The sequence below is a fragment of the Bradyrhizobium sp. 63_E2_N1_3 genome (assembly GCF_052076005.1).
Taxonomy (GTDB): domain Bacteria; phylum Pseudomonadota; class Alphaproteobacteria; order Rhizobiales; family Xanthobacteraceae; genus Bradyrhizobium; species Bradyrhizobium barranii.
Window position 1 is genome coordinate 6,715,658 of sequence record NZ_CP197235.1, and the last position, 18,782, is coordinate 6,734,439.

Consider the following 18,782-nt stretch of genomic DNA (forward strand, 5'->3'; position numbering starts at 1 on the left):
GCCATTTGCGTTAGAGGCCCTGCAAGCAAAAGGTATTGCGGCGGGAGGAACTGCGCGGAATCCGTTGCTCTGTACTGTCGCTGATTTTCCGGACGCGGAACTAGTGGTCGCGCTAAAGGACGGCGGAGATCGCTGTGCCGTGTAGCTCATTGTGTCGAATACTGGGACGTGGATGATATCGAGTACCTCGCTCCCAAACCGCGCTGGGCAAGATCGACGACTGGGCTGCTGATCAGAAGCCTGCAGATTCACACCCGAGAGGCCGAGAGCAGCGCCCCTACCCCATCACGCCGCCGCGCTTGATCAACTCCTTGCCGACGGCAGCGAGATGCACCTGGTCGGGGCCGTCGCCGATGCGGATGAAGCGGGCATAGACATAGGCGCGGGCGAGGAAGGTGTCCTGCGAGACGCCGGCGGCGCCGTGGATCTGGATGGCGCGGTCGATGACGCGGGCGGCCATGCTGGGCACCACGATCTTGGCGGCGGCGATCAGGTCGCGCGCTGACTTGTTGCCTTCGCGGTCCATCTTGTCGGTAGCTTGCAAGGTGAGGAGCCGCGCCTGCGCGATCTCGCAGAAGGAGTTGGCGATGTCCTCGCGCACCGAGCCCTGGTCTGCGAGCGGCTTGCCGAAGGCTGTGCGCGACACGGATCGCCGGCACATCAATTCGAGCGCGCGCTGGGCGCAGCCGATCAGGCGCATGCAGTGGTGGATGCGGCCGGGGCCGAGCCGGCCTTGCGCGATCTCGAAGCCGCGGCCCTCGCCGAGCAGGATGTTCTCGGCCGGCACACGGACATTCTCGTAGACGATTTCGGGATGGCCGACCGGCGCGTCATCGTAGCCGTAGGTCAGCATGTCGCGGACGATGCGCACGCCGGGCGTCGCCTTCGGCATCAGGATCATGGATTGCTGGCGATGGCGATCGGGATCATCGGGCGCGGTCTTGCCCATCACGATCAGGATCTCGCAATCCTCATTCATCGCGCCTGACGTGAACCATTTGCGGCCGTTGACGACGTAGTCGCCGCCGTCGCGCTTGATCTCGCACTGGATGTTGGTGGCATCGCTGGAGGCGACCTGCGGCTCCGTCATCGAGAAGCCGGAGCGGATGCGCCCCTCCAGCAGCGGCTTCAGCCAGCGCTCCTGCTGCGCCGGCGTGCCGTAATTGGCCAGCACCTCCATGTTGCCGACATCGGGCGCGGAGCAGTTGAAGACCTCCGGCGCCCAGAGGATGCGGCCCATGATCTCTTTCACGGGGGCGTATTCGAGATTGGTCAGGCCTGGACCGTGCTCGCCGGAGAGGAACAGGTTCCAAAGCCCCTGCTCGCGCGCCAACCGCTTCAAGTCCTGCAGCACCTGCGGCGTCTTGTAACGCGCGGCTTCCGGCTTCACCTGCTCGTAATAGAGCTCCTCGACCGGCTCGACATGCGTCCGCATGAACTGGCGGACACGCTCCTGGAGTTCCAGCGAACGGGCGGAGTGTTGAAAGTCCATGGGGTTCTCTCCACAAGCAGAAAGTATTGTAGGGTGGGCAAAGCGAAGCGTGCCCACCGCTTCTGTTGCACCCGGCTCGCCGCTTCGCGGCGATCCACCCTCTCCCACAAGGGGAGAGGGTGCACTGTCTCTGCGGCCGCTCGCGCAGTCCCCTCACGTCCCGCGCAGCAGCTCGCTCGCCACGATCCAGTCGTTGCCGTCGAACTGGAGCATGTAGCCGTCCTTGATGGGGCGGAAATCCTGCGGTGTGGTGTTGAGCGTGATGCCGGGCAACAGAAGCGACAGCGGCACGTTCTTGAGGTTCGCCGCCTGCGCCATGATGTTCTCGCGCGTCAGATTGTCCTTGCACTGCTTGAGCAGGACGACCAGCGCCTCGGCGACGGTGTAGCCGTAGAGGCCGGCGACGTTGTTGATGTCGGCATTGGGCAGGCGCTTCTTCATGAAGTCGATATAGGCCGTCATCGACGGGTCGTCCTTCGGCTGCTCGACAAACGGCTTGAGCGAGCCGAGCGACAGCACGCCCTTGCCGGCATCGAGGCCCGCAGGGACCATGACGGTCGCCTTGTTGGCGCAGCCGGAGGCGAGGAAGCGCGTCGGTTGCCAGCCGACCTCGTGCGCCTTGCGGATCGCCTGCGCGCAGGCGCGCGGCGTCACCGAATAGATCATGAAGACATCGGCCTTGGTGTTGGCCAGCGTCAACACCTGGGAATCGACGGTGGGATCGGTGACCTCGAAGCTCGAGGCCATCGCGAGTGCCTTGTCGGCGTCGGCACCAAGCGCTTCCTTGACACCGCGAAAATATTCCTTGCCGGCGTCGTCGTTCTGATAGAGCACCGCAAAGCGCGCGTTCGGGTTCTTGGCGCGGGCGTAAGCGACGTCGATCGCGGCCTCGCTGGTGTAGTTCGGCGCCCAGGGCAGCGCCATCGACCACGGCATGTTGGCGGGATCGTTCCACTTCGAGGCCGAGCTGATCAGGAACAGCTGCGGCACCTTGTTGCTGTTGAGGTATTTTGCGATCGCCGAGTTCGGCGCCGTGCCCATGGTCGCGAAGATGAAGGCGACGCCGTCGCCCTCGACCAAGCGTCGCGCGGCTTCCATGGTCTTCGGCGGCGAGAAGGCGTCGTCGAGCGACAACAGATTGAGCTTGCGGCCGTTGACGCCGCCCTTCTCGTTGACCTCATCGAAATAGGCGGAGATCACCCTGCCGGTGATGCCCAGCGGCGATGCGGGGCCGCTATAGGGCATGGTGTTGCCGATCTTGATCTCGGTGTCACTGACGCCGGGACCGTAGGACTTTTGCGCGGAGACGGGCGTGGACAGGCAGGCGGCAGCCAGCGCTGCGGCCAGGACCAAAGCGGCTCTCATGGTTTCTCCCCGGTGATGATCGTCCACGCGAGGCGACCGCGCGGCGTGCTGCTTTTTGCCAGCACGTCAGATCAGCGGAGTTCCGCAACACGGTCTTGCGTCGAGTTGCTGGTTCATTCGACGTCTCGTTTCGAACCTGCGTATGAACGCCGCAGCAGGGCGAACAGGCTGCCGCCGGTCGCGGCTCCAACGAGATAGACAACGAGGGTTTGGAGCGCGAGCGGCAGACTGAGATTCATCTTGAAGAAGGAGATCGTGACCGTGTCGAGATTCTGCACGGCGAAGACGATGGTCGCTGCGGCGAAAAACACGATCACGGCGAGATGAAACCAGCGCATGACAATCCCTCAGCGTCGCCCGACGCGCGATGAAATCTGGATGAACCGTCATCGCGCTCTTGGACGACCACGGTCCTTCTCCGGATCAAGCCTTAATGGCGCCGCCGCAGGCTAAAGCCCAGACTGACCCAGCCGGCGCCGGCCATGATCAGGTCGATGCCGAGGAACAGGCCGAGGATATAGACGCTGTTGACCGGCCAGCGCGCCAGGATCAAGAGCCCGAGCAGCAGGGTGATGACCGCAGACAGCGCTACCCACACCCACGGGCTTTCCCTTTTCATGCTGAAGGCGAGAAACAGCCTGACGGCGCCCGAGGCCAGCAGCGACGCGCCGAGGAACAAGGTGAGCAGCACCGCGGCGAACAACGGGTTCTCGAAGGTCAGGAAGCCCGCGACGATATAGAGCACGCCGAGCAAGGCCCAGATCAGGAACTTGCCCCAGCTCTTCATCTGGAACGCGCCGATCACCTCGGTGACCCCGGCGATGATCATCATCACACCAACCACGAGCACGCTCGCCACCGTCGCCATCATCATGCTGCCGAGCGCGATGAAGCCGGTGATGAGATAGACGACGCCGAGGGCGACGATCCAGCCCCACTTGGCGTGCAGCGCAGCAATGCCGGACCCAAGACCCAAGTTTGGAGACGTATCCGAAGCACTTGTCATGACGGCTACTCCTGCATGCGAAGTCCCAAGGCACATCTCAGGATAGCACGAGCCGCGCCGGGACAACAGCCAGTAGAGCAGCCCCCCGGGAGCCCCCATTGACTTAAGTCAAGAGCGGACGGGGCCGCCTCACGCGCGCGAGCGCTCCATGTCGAGCTCGGCCTTGAGACTATCGAGATCGCGATAGATCGAAGCAACCGCGAGCACGCGGCCGTCCTTGCTGTACTTCAGCAGGCAATCCCTGCCGTCGATGCTGCCGTCGATGGCGATGTCGTCGAAGCTCTCGGCATGGCCGACATAGTTGATCGGAACGTCGTAGTGCTGCGACCAGAAGAACGGCACGGCGTCGAAACGTTCGCGCCTGCCGAGCATGTTGCGCGCCGCGGCCTGGCCCTGCCGCTCCGCCACCACCCAGTGCTCGACGCGGATGTTCTGGCCCGAATGCGGATCGGGCCAGCGCGCGATATCGCCGGCCGCGAAGATACCTGATGCGCTGGTCTCGAGATACTCGTTCACGCTGACGCCGCGATCGATGGCGAGCCCCGCCTGCTCCGCGAGCACAAGGCGCGGCCTGACGCCGATCCCGACCACGACCAGATCGGCCTCGATCACGCTGCCGCTCTTCAGTGTGGCGCGTTTGCCGTCGAGCTTTTCCACGGTGTCCTCGAGGTGAAAGTGGACGCCGCTCTCTTCATGCAGCGCGCGGACGAAATCGCCCATCTCGGGGCCGAGAACACGCTGCATCGGCCGCTCCTCGGGCGCAACCACATGCACCTCCAGCTTGCGCGCCCGCAAGGAGGCCGCGACTTCGAGGCCAATGAAGCTGGCGCCGATCACCAGCGCGCGCTTCGCGCTGCCCGCCGCCTTGATGATGGCACGGCTGTCGGCAACGGTCCGCAAGGTGTGCACGTGTGGCTGGTCCGCGCCCGGAATCTGCAATTTGACCGGCTCGGCGCCGGTCGCGAGCAGCAGCCGGTCGAACGGCAGCTTGTCGCCATTGCCGAGCGTGATGGTGCGCGCCTTCGGATCGATCGCTGCAACATTGGTGTTGAGCCTGAGATCGATGCCCGCGTCCTGATAATAGTCCTCGCCCCGCAGCGGCAGCCAATCCTCGGGTGCACTGCCGGCGAGGTAATCCTTGGAGAGGTTCGGCCGGTCGACCGGCATCGCGCCGTCATCGCTCAGCATGGTGATGGCGCCGGCAAAGCCCTCGCGCCGAAGCGTCTCGGCGGCCGCAAAGCCGGCCGCACCGCCGCCGACGATGACGAATTTTTCCGCCGTCGGCGCGCTGCGATGTGACGCTGCAGGCTGCGGCATCTCGCGCTTGCGCTGAACCGAGATCCCGTCCTGGTCGCGCGTGACCTCCCAGACCGCCAGCGCGTTCAGCGCGGGCGGGCGGGTGGCCTCGCCGGTGCGCAAGGAGAAGCAGGCGTGATGCCAGGGGCAGCGGATCGTGTCGCCGACGACCAGCCCTTCGGCGAGCGGGCCGTGGTAGTGGCTGCAGGACGGCTCGATCGCGAAGACCTCGCTGCCGGCTTGCACCAGCAAGACGTCTTCCTCGCCGACATGGCCGAGCAGCTTGCCGTCCTCGAACGCGGTCAGCAACACGCCCTTGGTGAGGTCCGGCCCGCTCGGCGTCTTGTGCTCGGTCATGGTGTCGTCTCCTTCAGCTCGGCCCGCGCGGATCACGCGTCCGAATTGGCCAGCCCCAACAGCTCCTGACGCGTCAGCGCGTTGTCACGGAACACACCCAGCATGCGGCTGGTAACGAGATCGGTTCCAAGTTTGTGCGCGCCACGCGTGGTCATGCAATGATGCGTCGCCTTGATGATGACGCCGACGCCTTCCGGCTTCAACACATCGTTGATCGTATTGGCGATCTGCGCGGTCATCTTCTCCTGGATCTGGAGGCGTTTTGCGTAGATGTCCACCACACGCGCGAGCTTGCTGATGCCGACGACGCGGCCCTGCGGGATATAGGCGACCCAGGCGCGGCCGACGATCGGCGCCATGTGGTGCTCGCAATGGCTTTCGAAGCGAACGCCGCGCAGGACGATCATCTCGTCATAGCCTTCGATCTCCTCAAAGGTCTTTTGCAGGATTTCGGTCGGATCCTGCGCATAGCCGGAAAAATACTCTGCGAAGGCGCGCGCAACCCGGTCCGGCGTGTCGTGCAGACCGTCGCGCGCGGGATCGTCGCCCGCCCAGCGGATCATGGTCCGGACCGCCTGCTCGACCTCGGCCCTGCCAGGCCGTTCGCCCGGCAGCTGCGCCACCGCGACGGCTTGCAACCTGCGCGCATGTGAATTCATCAATAGCCTCCCTGCAATGAGCCGCGCACATCTGGCGGCCCCTCAGCTTGGACGGCTGCAATCGGAAAAGGTTCCCGAAGTCGCGAAAAATCGGGCGACCGGGCGGCAGGGCGGGAAAGCCGGGCTTTACGAGGCTGCTTTCCGCACGTCGAGCACGGCGCGCGCCCATTCCGCAGGCCGCTCCTGCGGCAGGTTGTGGCCGGCTCCAGCGAAGACACGCCGTTCGAACACGCCTTCGAATTTGGGCGCATGATGGGCGGTGCCGGGATTGACGCCATCGCTGTCGCCGTCGACCGCGATCGTCGGGACACGGATCGGCGGCTGCGCGGCGAGCTTCGCCTCGATCGCGGCATAGGCGGGATCGCCTTCGACCAGCCCATAGCGATGACGGTAGGAGTGGATCACGACATCGACGAAATCAGGATTGTCGAACGCCATCGCACTCGTTTCGAACGTCGCGTCGTCGAAGCTCCATTTCGGCGACCACATCGCCCAGAGCTGGCGCGCAAAACCGCGCCGGTTGCGCTCCAGCGCACGCCGGCCGCGCTCGTTGTGGAAGAGATATTGATACCAGAGCGCCGCTTCCTCCGGTGGCGAAGCCGGCTCCATCGAACGCGCGATGTTCTGGATGTTGTAGGAATTGCCGGAGACCAGGGCGATCACGCGCTCGGGATGCAGCACCGAGACCACGCAGGCCGCGCGCCCGCCCCAATCGTAACCGCCGAGGACCGCGCGTTCGATGCGAAGCGCATCCATGAAGGCCAGCAGATCGGCGCCGAGCGCCGCCTGCTCGCCGGAGCGCAGCGTCGCGGCGGACCGGAACCGCGTCGGCCCGTAGCCGCGCAGCCACGGCACAAGCACCCGCGCGCCGGCTTCCGCGATCAGCGGCGCGGTCTCGGCATAGGCGTTCACATCATAGGGAAAGCCGTGACCCATGATGCAGGGCCAGCCATCCGGTGCGCCGTATTCGAGATAGGCGATGTCGAGGATATCCGTGGCGATGGTTTTTTGTTGCATGATTTGCTCACGGAGTTGAGAGGCCGTAGCCTGGATGGAGCGCAGCGCAATCCAGGATTCGCGGATGCAGGCGTCCCCGCATTCCGCTTCGCTCCATGCGGGCTACGGGGGCTATTTCTGCGGGCCTGACAGCGAGATCTCGCGTTCGGCGCGGAACACATTGCTGTAGAGATTGGCGATCCACTGCCGGCCGATCTCGGTCTTGTTGAGGTAGCTGATCTCGGTCTGGATGTGCGGTGCGACGCTGTTCCAGTAGAATTGTGGATAGCGGTTCACGATGTCGGCGGGCGAGTCGTAGCCGAGCTGGCGATTGATGCCGACCTCTTCGAATTCGTAGTAGAGCGCGTTGGCCTTGCGCAGATAGTTGGGATCGCCGAGCTGACCGATGAAGTCCGCGGCGCGCAGGATCGAGGCCTCGTCGTCGTACTCCTGGCCTTCACGGGCCGGGAAGCGGGTGCCCTCGATGGCGCGGGCGACGCGCTCACTGTCGATACCGCGGATCGGTGGCAGCCGCCGCCGCACGAAAAGCATCGAACGATCAACGTGATACATCATCAGACTGGCATCCGACGCGCCGCGCGGCAGCGACACCTTGGTGCCGGCCTCGTCGACCACGAAACCGTCTTCGTCGTCCTCCGGAAACAGCCCGCGAACATAGCCGATGTCGTGCGCAAGGCAGGCGATCAGGATATGGATGTAGTCCTCGGCATCGAGGTGCGTGTGCAGATTGCGGCCAAGCATGATCGCCTGGGCCGCCAGCGTCACCAGCATCGTATGCTCGATATTGTGATAGAGCGCATCGCTGTTGCCGATGCATTCCATCGCAGTGCGCGTCGAGGCCTCCACCACCCTGGCATAGGAATCGTCGTACCTGCGACGCATGAACGAGCCCAGCAACTTCTCCAGGGATTCAGCCGCCAGTCTCGGTAACGTCATCATGGATGCAGCCCCGCTTGTCGGTGGTGTCCCACGCCAGCTCCCGACGTCTCATTCGTGTCCTCAACGCAACGGCCAGCATAGCCCATCTTGGGCCAAGTGACCAAACGCCGGGACGAATTTACGGAAATATGTTGCTGTTGTGCCCTGCGACATCACGGTTGCGGTCGGGCCGCGACACAGCCTGGCCGAGCCGGCGAGACCGCTTTTATTCCACCAGCAGCACGTCCACGGCGACGCCGAGCTTCTGCTTCGGCGAGCCGACAATGATGCCGTCGACCGGCGAGACGTCGGAAAAGTCGCGCCCGACCGCGAGCACGATGTGATCGTTGGCGACCAGCAAATCATTGGTCGGATCGAAATCGACCCAGCCAAGCTCCGCGCCGCACCACAGCGACACCCAGGCATGGGTGGCATCGGCGCCCTGCAAGCGCGGCTGGCCCGGCGGCGGAATGGTACGGAGATAGCCGCTGACATAGGCTGCCGGAAGGCCGAGCCCGCGCAGCCCTGCGATCATCACATGGGCAAAGTCCTGACAAACGCCGTGGCGCTTGTCGAAGACCTCGCCAAGCGGCGTCGAGATCACCGTGGCCTTCGGATCGTAGCGGAATTCGGTGCGGATGCGATGCATGAGATCGGTCGCACCGGCGAGGATCCCTGCGCCGGGCGCAAAGCTCGTGGCCGCATAGGCGCTGACGGGGTGCAGCACCGGCACCAGCGGGCTCGCAAAGACATAGCCGACCGGCGAGGACGGCCCGAGGCTCGTTGCTTCAAACGCGATGTCGCGGATGCTCTCCCAAGGCGGGCTGACGGCATCGCGCGCCGGCGATTTGCGCGAGACGGACACGCGCGAGCGCGAGTCGATGCGCAAGTTTCGGTGCGCGGTTTCGATCACGACGCTCTCGGTGAGCGTGCCGAAGAAGTCGCGGCGGACGTGGCGCTCGGACGGGCGCGGCCGGATCTCGACCCTGTGCGAGATCAGCTCCTGACCGTCGCCGCTCTTCGGCTCCAGCCGCAGCGTGCAGCGAGCGAAGCTGACCGCACTCTCGTATTCGTAAGTCGTGACGTGACGGATGTCGTAGATCACGCCAGCCCCGTCAGCTTTTCCGGCCGGCTGGCATTGGGGCCGTGCGGGAAGTAGTGCAGCCCGATCGCCTCGGCGAGGCTGAGCAGGTCCTGTTCCAGCGAGAACAGGGTCTTGACCTCGAGCTTCTCGGCTTCCGCGGTGGCCAGCATCGCCTGCGCCGCCACCGCGAGCCGCTGCGGCTGCTCGATCAGGCCGTGCTCCTTCAGGCTCGGGAGCGAAGCGATGTGCTCGTTCAGCGTCGTCACCTGGAACGCGACCGAACGCGGATTGTAGCTGTCGAGCACCGCGAGATCGCGCACCGGCGCCAGGATCGGCGCCAGCAGATAGCGCGAGCGGTAGGTGATCTGGGAATCCACCAGCGTCAGCAGGATATCGAGATCCTCGTCGCAGGCCTCGTCATAGGCGAACTGGCGCGCGAAGCGCGTGGTGTTGATGGCGCGCTCGGTGCGGCGGCCGATATCGAGGAAGCGCCAGCCGGCGGCGCGGTTCATGTTCTCCTGCGCCAGTCCCGCAAGGCTCGCAAGCTCCTGCAAGGTCAGCTCGGCCGCGCTCAGCACATCGTCGTCGTCCTCGACCTCGTAGGCCAGCCGATCGGCCATCTCGGTGATGACCTGCCAGGCGTCGGGCGACAGCCGCTCGCGCAGGGATGTCGCCGTGCGCTGCGCCGCGCGCACCAGCGACAGCGCCGAGCCGAACCGCTCCGGGCTCTGCAGCGCTTCGGCGACGATGCGCCCCGGCGCAGTGCGCGAGGCCTGCGAGATCGCGCCCCACGCCACCAGCAGGCGCTGGATGCGGTCGGCCGATTGCAGCGAGGCCGCGGTGCCCTTGTTGGGCCCGCTCGGCGAGCCCAGCGCGCGCACCAGCCGCAGCGTTGCCTCGGCGCGTTCGAGATAGCGGCCGAGCCAGAACAGATTGTCCGCGGCGCGGCTCGGCAGCACACCGGCGATGCGGCGGATCCGCACCTTGTCGGTCGCGGGCAGCAGCGTCGCGATCGAGACCTTCTTGTCCGAGACCACCCAGACGTCGGCGGCGCGCGCGCCGTCGCCCATCGACACCGCGCGCGCGTCCGCCTGCTCGGCGATCCGGCAGAAGCCGCCGGGCATGATGGCCCAGCCGTCGGCCGTCGCGGCCGCGAACACGCGCAGCACGAAGGGACGCGGCGTGAGCTGGCCCTGCTCCCACACCGGCATGGTCGAAAGCCGCACCATCTCCTGGCCGACATAGTCCATGCCGCGCGCGCTGATGGCGTCGACGAGACGCTGGCGCCCGGCGGCGTCGAGCTCGCTCGCGAGCACCGGGCCATTGCTGTCGAAGCCGGGAACGCCGCGGCGATAGGCGCCCTCGATCGCGACCTCGTCGAGCCGTGACAACACCTCGTCGCGCGCGTTGCGCTGGCCGCACCACCAGGTCGCGATATGCGGCATCTTGAGCTCTTGCCCGAGCAGGCGGCGGCTCAGGGCCGGCAGGAAGCCGAGCAGCGCGCGCGCCTCCAGCACGCCCGAGCCCGGCATGTTGGCGACGACGACGCCGTCCTTGCGCAGCACGTCGATCAGGCCGGCCACGCCGAGATGCGAGGACGCATCGAGCTCGAGCGGATCGAGCGAGTTGGAATCGACCCGGCGCAGCAGCACGTCGAGCCGCTTCAGGCCGGCGACGGTGCGGATGTGGATACGGTTGTCGCTGACGGCGAGATCGTCGCCCTCGACCAGCAGGAAGCCGAGATAGCGCGCCAGGGTTGCGTGCTCGAAATAGGTCTCGCTGAAGCTGCCCGGCGTGAGCACGCCGATGCGCGGCTCGTCGCGATCGGCGCGCGCGCGCAGGCTGTCGCGAAACGCCTCGAAGAACGGCGCGACGCGCGGCACGTTCATCGACTTGTAGAGGTCGGAGAAGGCACGCGAGAGCACCAGGCGGTTCTCCAGCGCATAGCCCGCGCCTGAGGGCGCCTGCGTGCGGTCGCCGAGCACCCACCAGCGCCCGTCGGGCCCGCGGCCGACATCGGCGGCATAGAGCGAGAGATAGCGCCCACCCGGCGGTGGCACGCCGCAGACGGGACGGAGATATTCGGGGCTGCCGGCGATCGCGGCCGCCGGCAACGCGCCTTCCGCGACCAGCCGCCCCTCGCCATAGATGTCGCGCAGCACGAGCTCGAGCAGTTCGGCGCGCTGGGTGATGCCGGCGGACAGCTGCTTCCAGTCGGCCTCGTCGATCAGCAGCGGCAGATGGCTAATCGACCACGGCCGGTCGGCGCTGTCGCCGGGCGCACGGTAGGTGACGCCGGCCTCGCGCAAATGGCGGTCGGCCATGCCGAACCGCCGTTCGATCTCGTCCGGCGCGAGCGCGCCGAAGGCGTCGAAGAAGCGGCTCCAGACCGCGCGGGGGGCGCCGCCGGGCCCCAGGAACTCGTCGGGGATGCCGGGCAGGCGGCTATAGTCGCGGACCCATTGCGCGAGGCGGCGCTGGCCTTCGCGCTGACCTTGCGCCTTACCCGTCTTGTCGTCCTGTTCGGCTGCGCCCTCGCCCATGCGCCTCTCCCTGCCCCACCATCATTCTCATTGCAGGAGCGGGGTCCGCAAGTCGAGGGTCAGCGGAAACTCATTTGTGCGTTCCTCGGGCGGGGGCTGCATCGGACCCGGCGTATGGCCGTGGTCCTGGAAGCGCGCCAGCCGCCGCGCCTCGGCCTCGTAGGTGTTGACGGGCTTGGTGTCGTAGCTGCGGCCGCCGGGATGGGCGACGTGATAGACGCAGCCGCCCAGCGAGCGCCCGTTCCAGGTGTCGATCAGGTCGAAGGTCAGGGGCGCGTGAACGGGGATGGTCGGGTGCAGGCCGGAGGCCGGCTGCCAGGCCTTGAAGCGGACGCCGGCCACGGCTTCGCCCGAGCGACCGGTCGAGGTCATCGGCAGGCGGCGGCCGTTGCAGGTCACGATGTGGCGGCCCTCGACAAACCCCTCAGCTTTCACTTGAAGCCGTTCGACCGAACTGTCGACATAACGCACCGTGCCGCCGGCCGAGCCCTCCTCGCCGAGCACATGCCAGGGCTCCAGCGCCTGACGCAATTCCAGCGTCACGCCGCCATGATGGACGCGGCCGAAGGCGGGGAAACGGAATTCGAGCTGGGCCAGATACCATTCTGGCTCAAAGGGATAGCCGGACTGCTTCAACTCAGAAAGCACGTCAAGAAAATCCTGCCAGATGAAGTGAGGCAGCATGAAGCGATCATGCAGCGCAGTGCCCCAGCGCACGAACTTGCCTTGTTGCGGCTCGCGCCAGAATTTTGCGATCAGCGCGCGGATCAGCAACTGCTGCGCCAGCGACATGCGCGGATCGGGCGGCATTTCGAGCGCGCGGAATTCGACGAGGCCGAGCCGGCCTGTGGAGCCATCCGGCGAATAGAGCTTGTCGATGCAGATTTCGGCGCGATGGGTGTTGCCGGTGATGTCGACGAGCAGATGGCGGAACAGCCGGTCCACCAGCCACAGCGGCGTCTGGTAGCCCGGCGGCGGCACATGCGAGAGCGCGATCTCGAGCTCGTAGATGCTGTCGTGGCGCGCTTCGTCGATCCGCGGCGCCTGGCTGGTCGGGCCGATGAACAGGCCGGAGAAGAAATAGGACAGTGACGGATGCCGCTGCCAGTACAGCACGAGGCTCTTCAAGAGATCAGGCCGGCGCAGGAACGGCGAGTCCTGCGGGCTGGAGCCGCCGACCACGACGTGGTTGCCGCCACCGGTGCCAGTGTGGCGGCCGTCGACCAGGAAGCGGTTGGCGCCGAGGCGTGTCTTGCCGGCGTCCTCATAGAGCCCGACGGTGATGTCGACCGCCTCGCGCCAGCTCTTTGCCGGCTGGATGTTGACCTCGATGACACCAGGGTCGGGCGTCACCTTGATGACCTCGACGCGCGGATCGAACGGCGGCGGATAGCCCTCGACATGGACCTGGAGCTGCATCTCCTCGGCGGTGGCTTCGAGGGCCGCGACCAGTTCGAGATAATCCTCGATGCGCTCGACCGGCGGCATGAAGGCGCAGAGCACGCCGTCGCGGACTTCGACCGACATCGCGGTGCGGACGGGGACGGACGTGTTGAGATGCTCGGGCGCGATCTGCGGCGGCGATTCCGGGCGCGCGGCGAGGGTGAACACCGGCAGCTTGCCCCGCGGCTCCAACGGATCCTGCTCGACGATGTAAGGATATTGGTTGGGCGGGATGTAGCCGAGCGAGCCGATCGGCAGGCGCAAGCCCAGCGGTGAATCGCCCGGCATCAGGAACAGATGATTGCGCCGGAGTTGCCAGCGCTCGCTGCGCCAGCGCGGCGGCGCGTTCCAGCGTTGCACCGGCAGCACGAAGCCACGCGGCGTGTTGAGGCCCTCGTCGAACACGCGCGCCATCCGCGCGCGGGCTTCGGGATCGGATAATTTGGAGTCGGACGGATCGACGTTGAGGGGAAGCTCGGCTTCCTTCTGGAGCCAGTACGCGGTGTCCTCATAGGCTGGGATGATGTAGCCGGGATCAAGTCCGAGCCGCGCCGCCGCGCCCTCCACGAATTCCTGGGCGTCCTTGACCTCGGCGCGCCGCGGATTCTCGATCCTGGCGATCAGATCGGCATTCTTCCAGATCGGTACGCCGTCCTTGCGCCAGTACAGGCCAAAGGCCCAGCGCGGCAGGCTTTCACCGGGATACCATTTGCCCTCGCCGAAGTGCAGCAGGCCACCCGGCCCGAAGCGCGTGTGCAAGCGGCGGATCAGATCGTCGGCGAGCGCGCGCTTGGTCGGGCCGACGGCCTCGGTGTTCCATTCCGCCGCTTCGAGATCATCGACGGAGACGAAGGTCGGCTCGCCGCCCATGGTCAGCCGGACATCCTGCGCGGCGAGATCGCCGTCGACCTGCTCGCCGAGGTCATTGAGCCGCGTCCAGGATTCGTCGGAGAACGGCTTTGTAATGCGCGGCGCCTCGCGGATGCGCTTCACGCTCATGTCGAACTCGAACTCGACCTCGGCAAAGCCGGCGCCGCCGGAGATCGGCGCCGCCGAACGATAATGCGGCGTGGCCGCAACCGGGATGTGCCCCTCGCCCGCGAGCATACCCGAGGTCGCGTCGAAGCCGATCCAGCCCGCGCCGGGCAAATAGACTTCGGCCCAGGCATGCAGGTCGGTAAAATCGTTCTCGACCTCTGGCGGTCCCTCGATCGGATCGATGTCGGGGCGTATCTGAATGAGATAACCGGAGACGAAACGGGCCGCGAGACCGAGATGACGGAAGGTCTGGATCAGGAGCCAGGCGGAGTCGCGGCACGATCCGGCACCGGAGGAGAGCGTCTCCTCCGGAGTCTGCACGCCGGGCTCCATGCGGATGATGTAACGGACGTGCTTCTGAAGCTCGCGATTGAGATCGACCAGGAAGTTGACGGTGTTCGGGGCTTCAGGCGGGATCGCGTCGAGAAATTTTGCGAACAGGCGATCGGGCTTGATGGTCTCGAGATACGGCGCGAGCTCGGTCTTCAGATCCTTCGAATACTCGAACGGAAAGCTGTCGGCATAAGGCTCGACGAAAAAGTCGAACGGGTTGACCACGGTCATCTGCGCCGTGAAGTCGACCTCGAATTTCAGCTCGGTCGTCTTCTCCGGAAAGACGTAGCGCGCCAGCCAATTGCCTTGCGGGTCCTGCTGCCAGTTCACGAAATGATTGGCCGGAGTGACCTTGAGCGAATAGCTCAGAACCGGCGTGCGCGTATGCGGCGCCGGCCGCAGCCGGATGGTCTGCGGGCCAAGATCGATCGGGCGGTCGTATTTGTAGTGCGTGACGTGGTGTAATGCGACGTAGATCGACACGGGGTGCGGTGCTCCAGCAGCTTTTTTGAGCAGAACACCGGTTCCGGGTGGGATCAAGCACTAACAACGGGCACGGGTTGCCTACGCCGCGGGCTGAATTGCGAGTTACACTTGCCGAAGTGATCTACCTATGATCGAATGAACCATTGCCTGCACAAGCCGCGCCCGACGCGCCGCTTTGCGCATGATGGACTCTCCCGTTCGTAATGGTTGCCGCGCAACGTCTCGACGCGTGGCGCGGCCCGAAAGAGGAGATGTTTCCGATGAGCTTTCTGGTCAGATTCCCACGGGCTTCCTATCGCGCCGACGCGCTCGATGGTTTCACGGTCACTCCAGGTTTCACACCGGAAAACGCGCAAGCCATGATGTGGTTGTCGCAGCTCGCCTACGAGACCGACGACCGCGACAAGGTAGACAATATCCTGACGGCACTGGGGCTAGAGATGCGCGGCTTCGGTGCCGACACTCCCGCTACAGGTTTGGTACCGCCAAAAGCCCGCTTCATTGTCGCCGTCGGACGCGGCGCGACTTTCGTCACACTCTCCGGCACCGATCCGCTCAGTATCAAGGATTGGATCACCGACTTCACCCTCGCACCAAGTCAAAATGTTCTTCACAAAGGATTTGCCGAAGCCGTCGATGCAGTCCGATCAGACATCGAAGTCGCGATCAGGAGTGGCGGCGCCGGACAGCCGCTCTTCTTTACTGGACACAGCATGGGCGGCGCCTTGGCAAATATCTCAGCACTGCGGGCGTTGGATCATGGCCTGCGGGCAACCGCCATTTACACGTTTGGCGGGCCGCGAACCGGCGGTCAGGATTTCTTTGAAGCCTACGAGCCTCTCAGCGAAAGCACGTTCCGGCTCGTCAACGGTAACGACATCGTCCCGGCCGTTCCACCCAGCCTGCGAGGCAACTTCCGCCACGTCGGCCGAATGCTGCGTTGCGCGTCTGGCTCGACCTTCGCAGGTCAGGTGCCGGCGTCGAAAGAGGGAAACGACCCCAGCTTCAACCTAGTCGGGCTTGGTACCCTTCTTACCGGAGGCAATTTCCACCTGAAGATCCCAAGCATCGAGGAACTCCGCAACATCGACCCGCGGACGCTCGACCAATCCGACGTACTGCCCGGCTTCGTGCGCGACCATGTTCCGGCAAGCTACTTCCGGGCGTTGTCGGTCACCATTCCGTAACTGCCGCGTAGCCTCACATCGTCGCCCCGAGCACCCAGGGCGCGAATTCGGCACCGCCGAAATCGAAGCTTTCGCTCTTGGTCGGCTGTCCGGACGCCGTCTTCAGGATGAGCTCGAAGATGCGCTGGCCGCATTGCTCGACGCTCTCCTCGCCTTCGAGGATGGTGCCGCAATTGACGTCCATGTCCTCCTCCATGCGCTTGTACATGGGCGTGTTGGTGGCAAGCTTGATCGAGGGCGCCGGCTTGCAGCCGAACACGCTGCCGCGGCCGGTGGTGAAGCAGACCAGATTGGCACCGCCGGCGACCTGGCCGGTCGCCGCGACCGGATCGTAGCCGGGCGTGTCCATGAAGATGAAACCCTTCTTGGTGATGGGCTCGGCATAGCGCAGCACGTCGACGAGATTGGTGGTGCCGGCCTTGGCCATCGCGCCGAGCGATTTCTCCAAAATGGTGGTGAGGCCGCCGGCCTTGTTGCCGGGGCTCGGATTGGCGTTCATCTCGGCGCCCTCGCGCTCGGTATACGCGTCCCACCAGCGCATGAGATCGACCAGCTTCTCGCCGACCTCGCGGCTGACGGCGCGGCGCGTGAGCAGGTGCTCGGCGCCGTAGGTCTCCGGCGTCTCCGACAGGATCACGGTGCCGCCGTGACGGACGATGAGATCGCTGGCAGCCCCAAGCGCCGGATTGGCGGATACGCCGGAATAGCCGTCCGAGCCGCCGCATTGCAGGGCCACGGTGAGTTCGCTGACGGGCACGGATTCGCGCTTGACCTTGTTGGAGTCCGCGAGAGCTTCACGCACGAAGGCAATACCCGCTTCGACAGTCTTGCGGGTGCCGCCGACCTCCTGGATGTCCATCGCGCGCAGGCGGCCGGCGAGCTTCTGCTCCTCCATCAGGCCGCCGATCTGGTTCACCTCGCAGCCCAGCCCAAGCACGATGACGTGGGAGAAATTGACGTGACGCGCATAGCCGCCGAGCGTGCGGCGGAGCAGCGCCAAGGGCTCGTTCTGCGTCATGCCGCAGCCGGTCTTGTGGGTCAGCGCGACCACGCCGTCGACATTGGGGAAGTCGGCGAGCGGATTGTCGCCGGTGAACGGATTCTTCTTGAAGACGTCGGCGACGAGGCTTGCGACATGCGCGCTGCAATTCACCGAGGTGAGGATGCCGATATAGTTGCGCGTGGCGACGCGGCCATCCGGGCGGCGGATGCCCTCGAAGGTCGCCGGCAGATCGAAGTTCGGCGTCGGCTTGACGTCGGCGCAATAGGCATAGTCCTTGGAAAAATCGCCCATGCCGCAGTTCTGCGTATGCACGTGCTGGCCCGGCGCGATCGGCACCGTCGCAAAGCCGATGATCTGTCCGTAGCGCCTGACCGGCTCGCCCACTGCGATCGGCTTGATCGCGACCTTGTGGCCGGAGGGAATGCGCTCGACCGTGGTCACGCCGTCGGCAACCAATGTTCCCGGCGGCAGGCTCGCGCGCGCGATCAGCACGCCATCATCGGGATGGAGGCGAATGACGGGGCTGATGGTCATGGCAGGTCTCCTGTATCAAAACTATCGTGCCCCGGACGCAGCGCAGCGTGAAACGGTGCGCTGCTGAGCCGGGGCCCCATGTGTCGTTTCTTTCGCAAGCAACCGGGTCCCGGCTCTGCGAAGCGGCGCTAGGCGCCGCATCGCGTCCGGGACACGAGATCAGGCCTTCCCGGCCGAATCCTTGCGGGTCGCGTTGACCTGCATCTTGGCGTAGGTCGTCATCAGGCCGACTTCGTTGGACAACGTCACCAGCTTGAAGCCCATGTTGATCGCACGCGCCGCGCCTTCCGCGCCGCTGCAATGGATACCCGGGTTGAGGCCGCGCTTGGCGCATTCCTTGATGATCTTGTCGTAGATCGCGAGGATCTCGGGCTCGCTGCGGTCGAGCTTCGGCTCGAGGCCGTAGGAGAAGCCGAGGTCGGACGGGCCGATATAGACGCCGTCGATGCCCTCGACGTCGAGGATCGCTTCCATGTTCTCGACCGCGGTCCTGGTCTCCATCATCGGCAGCAGGATGGTGTCGGCATTCGCGGTCTTCTGGTAGGAGCCCGCGGTGCCGTACATGCCGGCGCGGATCGGGCCGTTGGAGCGGACGCCCTGCGGCGGATACTTGGAATACGAGACGAGGTTCTTGGCCTCCTGCGCCGTGTTCACCATCGGGCAGATCACGCCGTAGGCGCCGCCATCGAGCACCTTGCCGATGATGCCGGGCTCGTTCCAGGGCACGCGGACCATCGGGGTCACGGGATGCTTGTCCATCGCCTGGAAGCACTGCACCATCGAGAGATAGTCCTGCACGCCGTGCTGCATGTCGACGGTGACGCTGTCGAAGCCGCATTGCGCGATCATCTCGGCCGAGAAGCCGGAGGGAATCGCGAGCCACGCGTTGACCACGGCCTTGCCCGACTTCCAGATTTCCTTGACCTTGTTCGCCACGTTGCCTTCCTTCTTTTGTTGCTTGGACCGTTGTTTGGACCTTCGTCACCATGACGAGCGCCGCGACAGCACGGCTCTGCTGTTA

14 protein-coding genes are annotated in these 18,782 nt (G+C 65.4%); 1 reads left to right on the forward strand and 13 read right to left on the reverse strand.

Annotated elements, in window-relative coordinates; genetic code table 11:
* Window positions 1-277: 277 nt before the first annotated feature.
* The 11 genes from AB7531_RS32000 to AB7531_RS32050 all read right to left on the reverse strand — a co-directional run bounded on the left by AB7531_RS32000 (window position 278) and on the right by AB7531_RS32050 (window position 15,034).
* Window positions 278-1,492: an acyl-CoA dehydrogenase family protein gene (locus tag AB7531_RS32000; RefSeq protein ID WP_063984648.1), complete on the reverse strand. Its 1,215-nt coding sequence runs from the start codon at window positions 1,490-1,492 to the stop codon at window positions 278-280.
* Window positions 1,493-1,645: 153 nt separating this feature from the next.
* Window positions 1,646-2,857 (reverse strand): ABC transporter substrate-binding protein, encoded by a 1,212-nt coding sequence (locus tag AB7531_RS32005; RefSeq protein ID WP_063984649.1) that lies wholly within the window; start codon window positions 2,855-2,857, stop codon window positions 1,646-1,648.
* 113 nt (window positions 2,858-2,970) lie between these two features.
* A complete protein-coding gene (locus AB7531_RS32010) occupies window positions 2,971-3,195 on the reverse strand; it encodes a hypothetical protein (RefSeq protein ID WP_014496835.1) in 225 nt (74 codons plus the stop codon).
* A gap of 92 nt (window positions 3,196-3,287) precedes the next feature.
* Window positions 3,288-3,863 carry an HdeD family acid-resistance protein gene (locus AB7531_RS32015; RefSeq protein WP_014496836.1) on the reverse strand — a complete coding sequence of 192 codons (576 nt, stop codon included), beginning with the start codon at window positions 3,861-3,863 and terminating at the stop codon, window positions 3,288-3,290.
* Between the two features lie 129 nt (window positions 3,864-3,992).
* A complete protein-coding gene (locus AB7531_RS32020; protein WP_063984651.1) occupies window positions 3,993-5,516 on the reverse strand; it encodes an FAD-dependent oxidoreductase in 1,524 nt (507 codons plus the stop codon).
* 32 nt (window positions 5,517-5,548) lie between these two features.
* The gene (folE, locus tag AB7531_RS32025; protein WP_063984652.1) at window positions 5,549-6,175 is read right to left on the reverse strand and encodes a GTP cyclohydrolase I FolE; all 627 of its coding nucleotides are present in this window, start codon (window positions 6,173-6,175) and stop codon (window positions 5,549-5,551) included.
* Window positions 6,176-6,301: 126 nt separating this feature from the next.
* The gene (locus AB7531_RS32030; RefSeq protein WP_063984653.1) at window positions 6,302-7,192 is read right to left on the reverse strand and encodes an alpha/beta fold hydrolase; all 891 of its coding nucleotides are present in this window, start codon (window positions 7,190-7,192) and stop codon (window positions 6,302-6,304) included.
* A 111-nt stretch (window positions 7,193-7,303) separates the two neighbouring features.
* On the reverse strand, window positions 7,304-8,131 hold the full coding sequence (locus AB7531_RS32035) for an HD domain-containing protein (RefSeq protein WP_063984654.1): 828 nt from the start codon (window positions 8,129-8,131) through the stop codon (window positions 7,304-7,306).
* A 205-nt stretch (window positions 8,132-8,336) separates the two neighbouring features.
* A complete protein-coding gene (locus AB7531_RS32040) occupies window positions 8,337-9,215 on the reverse strand; it encodes a transglutaminase family protein (protein WP_063984655.1) in 879 nt (292 codons plus the stop codon).
* Window positions 9,212-11,737, reverse strand: a complete 2,526-nt coding sequence (locus AB7531_RS32045; protein ID WP_063984656.1) for a circularly permuted type 2 ATP-grasp protein — start codon at window positions 11,735-11,737, stop codon at window positions 9,212-9,214. Before AB7531_RS32045 ends, AB7531_RS32040 begins: the two co-directional genes overlap by 4 nt.
* A 27-nt stretch (window positions 11,738-11,764) precedes the next feature.
* A complete protein-coding gene (locus AB7531_RS32050; RefSeq protein ID WP_063984657.1) occupies window positions 11,765-15,034 on the reverse strand; it encodes a transglutaminase family protein in 3,270 nt (1,089 codons plus the stop codon).
* 263 nt (window positions 15,035-15,297) lie between these two features.
* Between AB7531_RS32050 and AB7531_RS32055 the strand changes: the two genes are divergently transcribed.
* Window positions 15,298-16,224 (forward strand): lipase family protein, encoded by a 927-nt coding sequence (locus tag AB7531_RS32055; protein ID WP_187387769.1) that lies wholly within the window; start codon window positions 15,298-15,300, stop codon window positions 16,222-16,224.
* Window positions 16,225-16,237: 13 nt separating this feature from the next.
* On the opposite strand, the gene AB7531_RS32060 is transcribed toward AB7531_RS32055, so the two are convergent.
* Window positions 16,238-17,761, reverse strand: coding sequence for a UxaA family hydrolase (locus AB7531_RS32060; protein ID WP_071915717.1), 1,524 nt, complete (start codon window positions 17,759-17,761; stop codon window positions 16,238-16,240).
* A gap of 159 nt (window positions 17,762-17,920) precedes the next feature.
* Window positions 17,921-18,697 (reverse strand): HpcH/HpaI aldolase family protein, encoded by a 777-nt coding sequence (locus AB7531_RS32065; RefSeq protein ID WP_028146930.1) that lies wholly within the window; start codon window positions 18,695-18,697, stop codon window positions 17,921-17,923.
* Window positions 18,698-18,782: the final 85 nt, after the last annotated feature.

What these genes read in the sequence shown, in the direction of transcription:
- AB7531_RS32010 (WP_014496835.1), bottom strand. Translation starts at nt 3,195, where the DNA reads ATGCGCTGGTTTCATCTCGCCGTGATCGTGTTTTTCGCCGCAGCGACC.
- AB7531_RS32030 (WP_063984653.1), bottom strand. Translation starts at nt 7,192, where the DNA reads ATGCAACAAAAAACCATCGCCACGGATATCCTCGACATCGCCTATCTC.
- AB7531_RS32060 (WP_071915717.1), bottom strand. Translation starts at nt 17,761, where the DNA reads ATGACCATCAGCCCCGTCATTCGCCTCCATCCCGATGATGGCGTGCTG.
- AB7531_RS32015 (WP_014496836.1), bottom strand. Translation starts at nt 3,863, where the DNA reads ATGACAAGTGCTTCGGATACGTCTCCAAACTTGGGTCTTGGGTCCGGC.
- AB7531_RS32035 (WP_063984654.1), bottom strand. Translation starts at nt 8,131, where the DNA reads ATGATGACGTTACCGAGACTGGCGGCTGAATCCCTGGAGAAGTTGCTG.
- AB7531_RS32045 (WP_063984656.1), bottom strand. Translation starts at nt 11,737, where the DNA reads ATGGGCGAGGGCGCAGCCGAACAGGACGACAAGACGGGTAAGGCGCAA.
- AB7531_RS32055 (WP_187387769.1), top strand. Translation starts at nt 15,298, where the DNA reads ATGAGCTTTCTGGTCAGATTCCCACGGGCTTCCTATCGCGCCGACGCG.
- AB7531_RS32020 (WP_063984651.1), bottom strand. Translation starts at nt 5,516, where the DNA reads ATGACCGAGCACAAGACGCCGAGCGGGCCGGACCTCACCAAGGGCGTG.
- folE (WP_063984652.1), bottom strand. Translation starts at nt 6,175, where the DNA reads ATGAATTCACATGCGCGCAGGTTGCAAGCCGTCGCGGTGGCGCAGCTG.
- AB7531_RS32000 (WP_063984648.1), bottom strand. Translation starts at nt 1,492, where the DNA reads ATGGACTTTCAACACTCCGCCCGTTCGCTGGAACTCCAGGAGCGTGTC.
- AB7531_RS32005 (WP_063984649.1), bottom strand. Translation starts at nt 2,857, where the DNA reads ATGAGAGCCGCTTTGGTCCTGGCCGCAGCGCTGGCTGCCGCCTGCCTG.